The 8,265-nt window shown below is 62.7% G+C and carries 8 protein-coding genes; 4 read left to right on the top strand and 4 right to left on the bottom strand.

The annotated features are described in order from the left end of the window. Positions 1-77: 77 nt before the first annotated feature. Positions 78-815 carry an SDR family oxidoreductase gene (locus PMI02_RS05315; RefSeq protein WP_007679814.1) on the bottom strand — a complete coding sequence of 246 codons (738 nt, stop codon included), beginning with the start codon at positions 813-815 and terminating at the stop codon, positions 78-80. 174 nt (positions 816-989) lie between these two features. On the opposite strand from PMI02_RS05315, the gene PMI02_RS05310 reads away from it, so the two are divergent. The 3 genes from PMI02_RS05310 (at position 990) to PMI02_RS05300 (ending at position 2,613) form a co-directional block, all read left to right on the top strand. Next, positions 990-1,541 carry a TetR/AcrR family transcriptional regulator gene (locus PMI02_RS05310; protein ID WP_007679812.1) on the top strand — a complete coding sequence of 184 codons (552 nt, stop codon included), beginning with the start codon at positions 990-992 and terminating at the stop codon, positions 1,539-1,541. Between the two features lie 277 nt (positions 1,542-1,818). Then, positions 1,819-2,211 (top strand): RidA family protein, encoded by a 393-nt coding sequence (locus PMI02_RS05305; protein WP_007679808.1) that lies wholly within the window; start codon positions 1,819-1,821, stop codon positions 2,209-2,211. A 21-nt stretch (positions 2,212-2,232) separates the two neighbouring features. After that, on the top strand, positions 2,233-2,613 hold the full coding sequence (locus PMI02_RS05300; RefSeq protein WP_007679807.1) for an ester cyclase: 381 nt from the start codon (positions 2,233-2,235) through the stop codon (positions 2,611-2,613). Positions 2,614-2,845: 232 nt separating this feature from the next. On the opposite strand, the gene PMI02_RS05295 is transcribed toward PMI02_RS05300, so the two are convergent. The 3 genes from PMI02_RS05295 to PMI02_RS05285 all read right to left on the bottom strand — a co-directional run bounded on the left by PMI02_RS05295 (position 2,846) and on the right by PMI02_RS05285 (position 7,557). Further along, the gene (locus PMI02_RS05295; protein ID WP_007679805.1) at positions 2,846-4,855 is read right to left on the bottom strand and encodes an ATP-binding protein; all 2,010 of its coding nucleotides are present in this window, start codon (positions 4,853-4,855) and stop codon (positions 2,846-2,848) included. Next, complete coding sequence (locus tag PMI02_RS05290) at positions 4,852-6,357, bottom strand: ATPase domain-containing protein (RefSeq protein ID WP_007679804.1); 1,506 nt, start codon at positions 6,355-6,357, stop codon at positions 4,852-4,854. The genes PMI02_RS05295 and PMI02_RS05290 overlap by 4 nt, the downstream gene beginning before the upstream one ends. A gap of 120 nt (positions 6,358-6,477) precedes the next feature. Further along, entirely contained in the window at positions 6,478-7,557 is a 1,080-nt protein-coding gene (locus PMI02_RS05285; protein ID WP_007679803.1) for a sensor histidine kinase, read from the bottom strand. Positions 7,558-7,767: 210 nt separating this feature from the next. On the opposite strand from PMI02_RS05285, the gene PMI02_RS05280 reads away from it, so the two are divergent. Continuing rightward, positions 7,768-8,199: a MarR family winged helix-turn-helix transcriptional regulator gene (locus PMI02_RS05280; protein ID WP_007679802.1), complete on the top strand. Its 432-nt coding sequence runs from the start codon at positions 7,768-7,770 to the stop codon at positions 8,197-8,199. Positions 8,200-8,265 lie beyond the last annotated feature (66 nt).

Below are 8,265 nucleotides of genomic sequence, written 5' to 3'. Positions count from 1 at the left end.
TGTCTTGGCCGACCGCCGATGCCAGATAACGATAGGCGGTCGGCCCGACATCGTTCAGTTCGCGTGCTGCGGAGGCCTCAGGAAAGCGCGCCGCCATCCACATTCAGGATCGTGCCGGTAATCTGCCGGGCAGCAGGCGTGGCGAGAAACGCCACTGCAGCGGCGACATCCTCGGGCTGACCGTACCGGCCAAGCGGCATGAGACTACGCTGGTAATCTGCGAACTCGCCGTCCTCCGGGTTCATTTCGGTATTCGTCGAACCCGGCTGGACGAGATTTACAGTGATGTCGCGAGGCCCCAATTCCTGCGCGAGGCCGCGATTGAACGACTGGAGGGCGGACTTGGTCATGTAATAGACCGTACCTGTCGCGCCGACGATGCGGTCCGCGCCGGCCGACCCGATGTTGATGATGCGGGCACCTTCCTTGAGATACGGGATGGCTGCCTTCGCGGCCAGCAGTGGTCCGCGCACGTTTATCGCCAGCAGCGCGTCGATATCCTCGACCGTGAATTTGGCTATGTCGTTGTACCGCGCGATGGCCGCGTTGTTGACGAGGATATCCAGACCACCAAGTACGCGCGCCGCCTCGTCGACGGAGCGTTGTATCGCCTCCGGATCCGCGCTGTCGGCCTGGATCGCCACGGCCTTGCGCCCTTTCTCTTCCAGCGTCTTGACCAGTTGTGCGGCACGGTCGGCGGACCGCTCGTAGGTGATCGCGATGTCCGCTCCCTTGTCCGCGAGCGCGATGGCGATGGCAGCGCCAATGCCGCGGGATGCTCCCGTGACGAGTGCGCGTTTGCCGTCCAGTTCCATTATCGAGTCCTTTGTGTATTGATCGTTACAAATTAAATGTGGCCGTTGCGTCCGGACGTCAACCCATTTATATATCGATCGATGCAAAATTCTGAACCAAGCGCCGAAGGCTGTGGAGCAGGCCGCCGCGGCCGGCCGAGAGCCTTCGATCGCGAGGCCGCGCTGGCGGTGGCTATGGGTCTGTTCTGGCAGAAAGGCTATTCCGCGACGTCGATCGGCGATCTGACTGCGGCGATGGGGATCGGATCGCCCAGCCTCTACGCCGCGTTCGGCTCGAAGGAGGCACTCTATGCGGAAGCGTTTCAACACTATACCCGCACCAAGGAGGCGGTCGCCTGGGGCGGCTTTTTCGCCGCAGACACCGCGCGCGGCGCGATTGCCGCGTTCCTTCACGACACCGCCGCGGGACTGAGCCAGGCCTGCAACGGGTGTATGGTGACATTGTCCGCTGTCGGCGCGGAGGGGCATGCGGACCTGGGAACGCTTGTGGCCTCGGCGCGTAACGCCACGCTGATACGGCTCAAGGAACGCCTCGAACGGGGGCAGATGGATGGCGAGATCGGCCACTCGGCGAACATCCACGGGCTCGCCCGCTTCGTGCAATCCGTCCAGAACGGGATGTCCGTCCTTGCCCGTGATGGGGCGAGCTACGACGAACTTCAGTCCGTGGCCGACACGGCAATGCTTGGCTGGGAGGCCCTCGTGAAAGTGAAACCTTTGGCCTGAACGCCTCGATCCAATGGGAGAACGGACCCATGCAATGGGAATATCTGGTCGTTGAAAACACCTTGAAGCCCGATGACCTGGCGAAGCTGGGCGCCGAACGATGGGAACTCGTCGCGGTAGTCTCTCCGGCGCACTTCGTGCTGCACTACTTCTTCAAGCGCGAGGCGCAAATCTGACCGTCCGTGCACCCCACCTGAGTGGCCCTGACACGGACACTGACCCGACATTGCCGCAACAGGCGCGTTCCAGCAGGCGCGTTCCAAAAGGAGAATCCCATATGGCCCAACGTGACGCCGTGTTTCCGGCCGGTCGGCATGACCTTTACACCTCGCAAACCTACTCCGCGGCGATCAGGTCGGGCGATCTCCTGTTCGTGTCGGGACAGGTCGGCAGTCGCAGCGACGGCTCGCCCGAACCGGACTTCGAGGCCCAGGTCCGTCTGGCGTTCGCCAACCTGCAGGCGACGCTGCAAGCGGGTGGATGCGGGCTGGACGACATCGTCGACGTGACGACCTTTCACACCGATCCGGAAAATCAGTTCGGCACGATCATGACGATCAAGGGCGAGGTCTTCCCAGAGCCGCCCTATCCGAACTGGACGGCGATCGGCGTCAACTGGCTCGCGGGGTACGACTTCGAGATCAAGGTCATCGCCCGCATTCCCGGTTGAATGGGCGAAGGAGCCGCTTGAATGTCACTGGAGCAGAACAAGGCGAACGTGATCGCCTTCTACGAGCTGATGTTCAACGATTGCCGCCCCCGCGAGGCGGCCGAGCGGTACGTCGGGGCCGACTATATCCAGCACAATCCGCATGTCGCCACAGGGAAGGAAGGCTTCATTGCCTACTTCGAGCGCATGGCACGGGAGTGGCCGGATAAACGGGTGGAGGTGAAGCGGGCGATCGCGGAAGGAGACTATGTGGTGCTGCACTGCCTCCAGCATTGGCCCGGGGACCGGGACTACGCGGGAATCGACATCTTCCGCCTGACGCCGGAAGGCAGCATAGTCGAACATTGGGACGTTCTTCAGGTGCTGCCCGATCGCTCGGCGAACCCCAACGGCATGTTCTGAGAGGCCCGCTCCTCGCTACTGATGCCGCCGGAGCTGCTTTCCACCGAACATGGCCGTCCTCCAGAGTCGGCACGAGGCCCGCCTCCACGATATCCCCTTACACGCCGAAGCGGCCGCCCCGGACCACGCCAACTCCGGCCACGGCAAGCTGCCCAGCGTTTAGTCATGTCCGCCTGGCCCGTTGTCATGCTGCTCGCGAACGCAGCAGCCGGCAATGGGTCTGAAAGCGCGATTACAACCGTGCCAGGCTCGATGCAAGTTCGCTTTGCTTGAAAGGTTTCGTCAGGCGCGAAAGACCCGGAGAAACGCCGATGCTCTCGGCATAGCCCGATATTATCAGGACCCGCATCTCGGGGTGCAGGCGCCTTATCGTCTGAGCCAGATCCGTCCCGGTGATACCCGGCATCAGGTGGTCGGTGACCAGCAGGTCGATGTCGCCGTGTTTCTCCAGAAGCAGCAGAGCATCCTCTCCCGAAACCGCTTCGACCACATTGTAACCCAGTTCGCTCAGCATGTGCACGGTGCTGGCCCTCACCAGGTCCTCGTCGTCCACCACCAGGACAGTGCCGAGGCGTGACGGCGCCACCTGTTCGTCAAATACATGATCCTCGACCGTCGCCTGCTCCGTGATCGGCAGCCACAGATGGATGGACGTGCCCTCGCCAGGGGCGCTCTCGATTTGCAGCCCCCCGCCGAGCTGGGCGGCCAGACCATGTACCATCGACAGGCCGAGCCCGGTACCCTGCCCCACGCCCTTGGTGGTAAAGAACGGCTCGATGGCCTTGGCCATCGTGGCGGCGTCCATGCCGGTGCCGGTATCGGCGACGCTCAATCTGACATGGTCGCGGGCCGGCAAGGCGACCACGTTCCCGGCCTCGAGCCTCTCACGCGCAACGCTGATCGTCAGCGCTCCGCCGCTGGGCATGGCGTCTCGCGCGTTCACCACGAGGTTCAGCAGCGCCATTTCGATCTGGTTCGAATCCGCGTTTGCGAGAGGAAGTCCTTCCGAAATTTCGACCAAGACCTTCACGCGCGGTCCGCAGGTGCTGGCGATCAGGCCCTGCATGTCGCGAACGAGCGTACCGATGTCGATCGCTTTTGCCTGGAGCGGCTGACGCCGCGCGAATGCCAGCAGGCGCTGCACCAACATGCGGGCGCGATCGGCCGACTTGATCGCGCCTTCGATCAGCGTGCGCTCGCGATCGCTCCCCACCCCGCGTCGATGCAGGAGGTCGAGGCTCCCGACTATCGGGGTGAGCAGATTGTTGAAATCATGCGCGACGCCGCCGGTAAGCTGACCCATGGCCTCGAGCTTCTGCGACTGCCGCAACGCTTCCTGGGTCTGTTCGAGTGCGCGCGTCCGCTGCTCGACATGTTCCTCCAAAGTCTCGTTCAAACGCCGGAGAGTGTCCTCGCTTCGGCGCAATGCGCCTTCCATCTCGCGGCGCGCGGAGATGTCGTTGAACAGCACCGCGACGCGCGCGGCTTCGGGAGGTCCGACGCGAAATGCGTAGACCTCGTACCAGATGTCCCCCAATGCCTCGGCATGCTGCTCGAAGCGGATCTGTTCGCCGCTTTTCGCGACCGCGCCATAGACTTCGAACCAGTGCTGCTCGTGACCCGGAACCATTTCGCGTATGGTCCTGCCTCCAGCATTCACGAGGCCCGTCTGCCTTTCGAAAGCCGGGTTCGCCTCGATGAAGCGATAGTCCGAGGGGCGTCCCTGCCCATCGAAGATCATCTCGATGATGCAGAAACCCGCGTCGATGGATTCGAACAGCGAGCGGTATTTGTCGGCGCCCCGGTCCAGCTCTTCCAGCCGGGTTCGGGCATCATACTGGCGCCGCCGACCACGCAGGGCCGACTGCGCCAAGCTGACCAGAGTGGTGGGGTGGAAGGGCCGCTCGAGGAATGTCACGTTACCCAGGAGATCCAGAAGGCGCCTTGCGGCCGGATTGCGCTCCAGCCCACCGCCCCTCGCGGTTAGGAGAACAAACGGGAAGTCCGACCACTCGGGCTGCTCGCCCAGCCATCGGGCCAGTCCATTGAGGTCGGCAGTCCGTAGGGCTTCTTCGGTAACGAGAGCGAATCCGGCACCGCGGTCAAGCTCCAGCACCAACTGGTGAACGGAAGGCGCAACCACCGAGTGAAGACCCGCATCCTTGAAAAGCCCCGCCGCGATTACCGCGTCGCGGCCATGCGGCGCAAGAATTACTCCGCGTTCCGAGAGATGAGGGATCACCCGCGTTCGTCTTCCAGAAGCGCCGGCGAACCTTGCCCGCCCACGAAATTCGGCACCCCGCGCAAAACGCCCTGGAAGCCCACGAGTGGCTCGCCCAGTTTGATGCCGTAGCTGCCGATCTTGTACTCGCGGATCGTGTCTTCGTGGGCGCCTGTGCGCTTCTTGATGATCGAAATCGCGCGGCGGACCCGGCCGGACGCCTCGAAATAGCGCAGCAGGATCACCGTATCGGCAAGATAGGTCACGTCGACGGGCGCCTTCATGTCCCCAACCAGGCCGTGCTGGGCCACGGTCAGGAAGGTCGTCGCCCCCTGCCGGTTGAGGTATTGCAGCAGTTCATGCATGTGGAGGATAAGGGCATTCTCTTCCGGCATCGCAGCCTGATATCCGTTCAGACTGTCGACGACGACCGACTTGACGCCGTCGATCTCGACCCGGGCCCTTACCCGCTGGGAAAACTCCCCCGGCGACAGTTCGGCGGCATCCACCTGCTCGATGAAGAGATGGCCAGAATCGATCATCGATTGCACGTCGATGCCCAGATCGATGGCGCGATTGAAGAGGAGGCCGATCTCCTCGTCGAACACGAAGACCGCGACACGCTCTCCGCGCCCAACCGCGGCCGCCGCGAATATCAGCGTGAGGAGCGATTTACCGGTTCCGGCCGGCCCCAGCACAAGAACACTCGAGCCCCGCTCGACGCCGCCGCCCAGCAGGGCATCGAGTTCTTCGGAGCTGCTGGAAAGAAGGTCGCGAGCAAAGCTGCTCTTGTGCTCGGCCGATATGAGCCGCGGGTATACCACCACGCCCCCGGTCTCGATGCGGAAATCGTGGAAACCGCCGCGAAACCGCCGGCCCCGATATTTGATGACCCGCAGCCGGCGCCGCTCGGGCCCGTAATTGGGGGCCAGTTCCTCCAGCCGCACGACGCCGTGCGCAACGCTGTGCACGGTCTTGTCCGCGACGTCTGCGGTGAGATCGTCCAGCATCAGGACCGTGGTGTTCTGCCGGGAGAAGAAGTGCTTCAACGCCAGAATCTGCCGCCTGTACCGCAGCGAGCTTTGCGCAAGGAGCCGGATTTCCGAAAGGCTGTCCAGGACCACCCGATCCGGCTTCACCCGGTCGAATGCCTCGAAGATACGCCGCGTGGTTTCGCCAAGCTCAAGGTCCGACGAATACAGAAGGCTTTGCTGCTGGTCCTCGTCGAGGAGACTCTCGGGCGGCACCAGCTCGAAAAGGTCGATGCCGGTCAGGTCCCAGTCGTGGGATCGCGCGCTTGCGCGCATCTCGTCCTCGGTCTCCGAAAGGGTGATGTAGAGGCAGCTCTCGCCCCTCGCCGCGCCCTCCATGAGAAACTGGGTGGCGATCGTGGTCTTGCCGGTTCCGGGACTTCCTTCGAGCAGGAAAACCCGGCCGCGCGAAAAACCACCCGCAAGAATGTCATCCAATCCGCCGACCCCAGTCAACGCGGGTTCCCTTGAGCCGTCCGTCATTCGAGTCATGTTGCCTTGCCGATCGCACCGACATTCGCCGGCTGCGAAAATTTCATCATCAGACAGATACGTTTGTGAGCAGGATTGGCTGCACGGGTCACGCACAAGCCCGTCGACGGCCGACCGGGTTTACCCGGGCAAGGCATTCTTCCTGGCGAAGAATATGTCCACGCGCAGGCCCTCACCGGGTGACGATGCCACCGTGAAACTGGCTTTCGCATTCTGGCGAAGCGACTGGGCTATGACCGCCCCCAGCTTTCCGGGCTTGGGCCAGCTCATTCCGTCCGGGAGGCCGATGCCGTCGTCACCCACGATCACATGGCAGCCGGTGTCGTCGACCAGGCTGTGAAGGATGATCGTGCCGCCTATGTCACCGGGAAACGCATGCTTGAGCGCATTGGTCAAAAGTTCGTTGACCACCAGTCCGGCCGGCATCGCAACATCTATCCCGACCGTCCAGGTATCCACCTTCAGGTCGAGTCGGATGCCTTCGGGTGCATGAGCCTGGATCACCGCAGACGCAATCTGGCTGAGATAGATGCCCAGGTCCACAGTGTCCCCCTGCTCCCCCGCCGCCAGCGAACGGTAGAGCAGCGCGAGCGAGTTTATGCGGCCGGCGAGCCGGTCGAAACGCTCTCCCGTCGCCTGGTCGGGCACGTTTCGCGCCTCCATCCGGATGAGCGCAGTGATCATCTGCAGATTGTTTTTGACGCGGTGCTGCAGTTCGAGCAGCAGCGCGTCCTTGTCCTGCAATGACTGCCGCAACGCCGCATTTTCATTACGCGGCTTCGCGCCCACGCGCGCCATCGCGACAAGACGGAAAAGCGGCCGGCCGTCCTCGTCCTCGATGGTGTTCGACCAGGCATCGACCTCGACGACTTCCCCATCGTGCTCGATCCTGAAGGTGCCTACGTATTCGTCCTCGAATTCGACCGCATCGCTCAGGCGGCGATCATCGTCGCGCGGCAAAGCCTCGCCGGGCAATGCCCGCCACTTTCGGCCCACGAGTTGTCCGGCAGTGCGCCCGGTCAACTTTTCGAATTCAAAGTTGACGTAAGTTATGAGCTCCGCAGGCTCGATTTCCGAAACGGCGATGGCGATCGGCACATGGTCAAGAAATTGCTTGAACCGATCGCTTTCAAGCGCATTGGCGAGGTCCGGTGCTTCGAGAATTTTCTCAAGCGGTTCGTTCTTTTCGTTTTCGCTCATTCACCACCTCCGGCATGCGAGGCCCTAGCATAGCTGGCGCGCATCGACGCACCCAAATCGATCCCGCGCCCGAGCTATCGCCGGGGGCGCCGACCGGTCACACGGCCCACGACCCAACCTACCCTGCTGCCGACCTCGGTTCTCGCGATTTCACCGCAATGACTCGGAGATGGCTGGTCACGGCAGGGGCTGGCGCGTTATGCGATCGACATGACCAAGCCCAGTGATGATCAACTCGCCACCCTGGGCGCCGCGTTCGAGACGTTCACGCGGCGCTACAAGCTTGCCGAAGCCATCAGCGCCGAGAAACCGCTGAACGAAATCGACAAGCAGACGCTGTTCTATGTCGGCCAGAACGCTGGGTGTGGTCCAAGCGACGTGGCGCGCTTCCTCGGCACCGCGAACACGACCATCTCGTCCGCGACCGACCGCCTGGTCAAGCGCGGGTATCTCAGGCGCAAGAGGGTGGAGGACGATCGCCGGGCGGTGGCACTGCAGCTTTCGGACGAGGGCCGGGCCTACGTGGAAGTTCAGCTGAACATGTACCGCGACATGTACCGCCTGATGCTCGAACGCTTGCTGCCGGCGGAGCGCGACCAGTTCATCGCTATGATCACGAAAATCGTATATCACGATGATTGAATAATACGATATTCGTTCTATCTGAGTCGGTGTGCCGTGATGGCGGCATCGAACCAGGAGGAACGC

Source organism: Novosphingobium sp. AP12 (genome assembly GCF_000281975.1).
Lineage (GTDB): Bacteria > Pseudomonadota > Alphaproteobacteria > Sphingomonadales > Sphingomonadaceae > Novosphingobium.
Note: the sequence above shows the minus strand (reverse complement) of the source record. Positions and strands in the feature narration are given on the sequence as shown.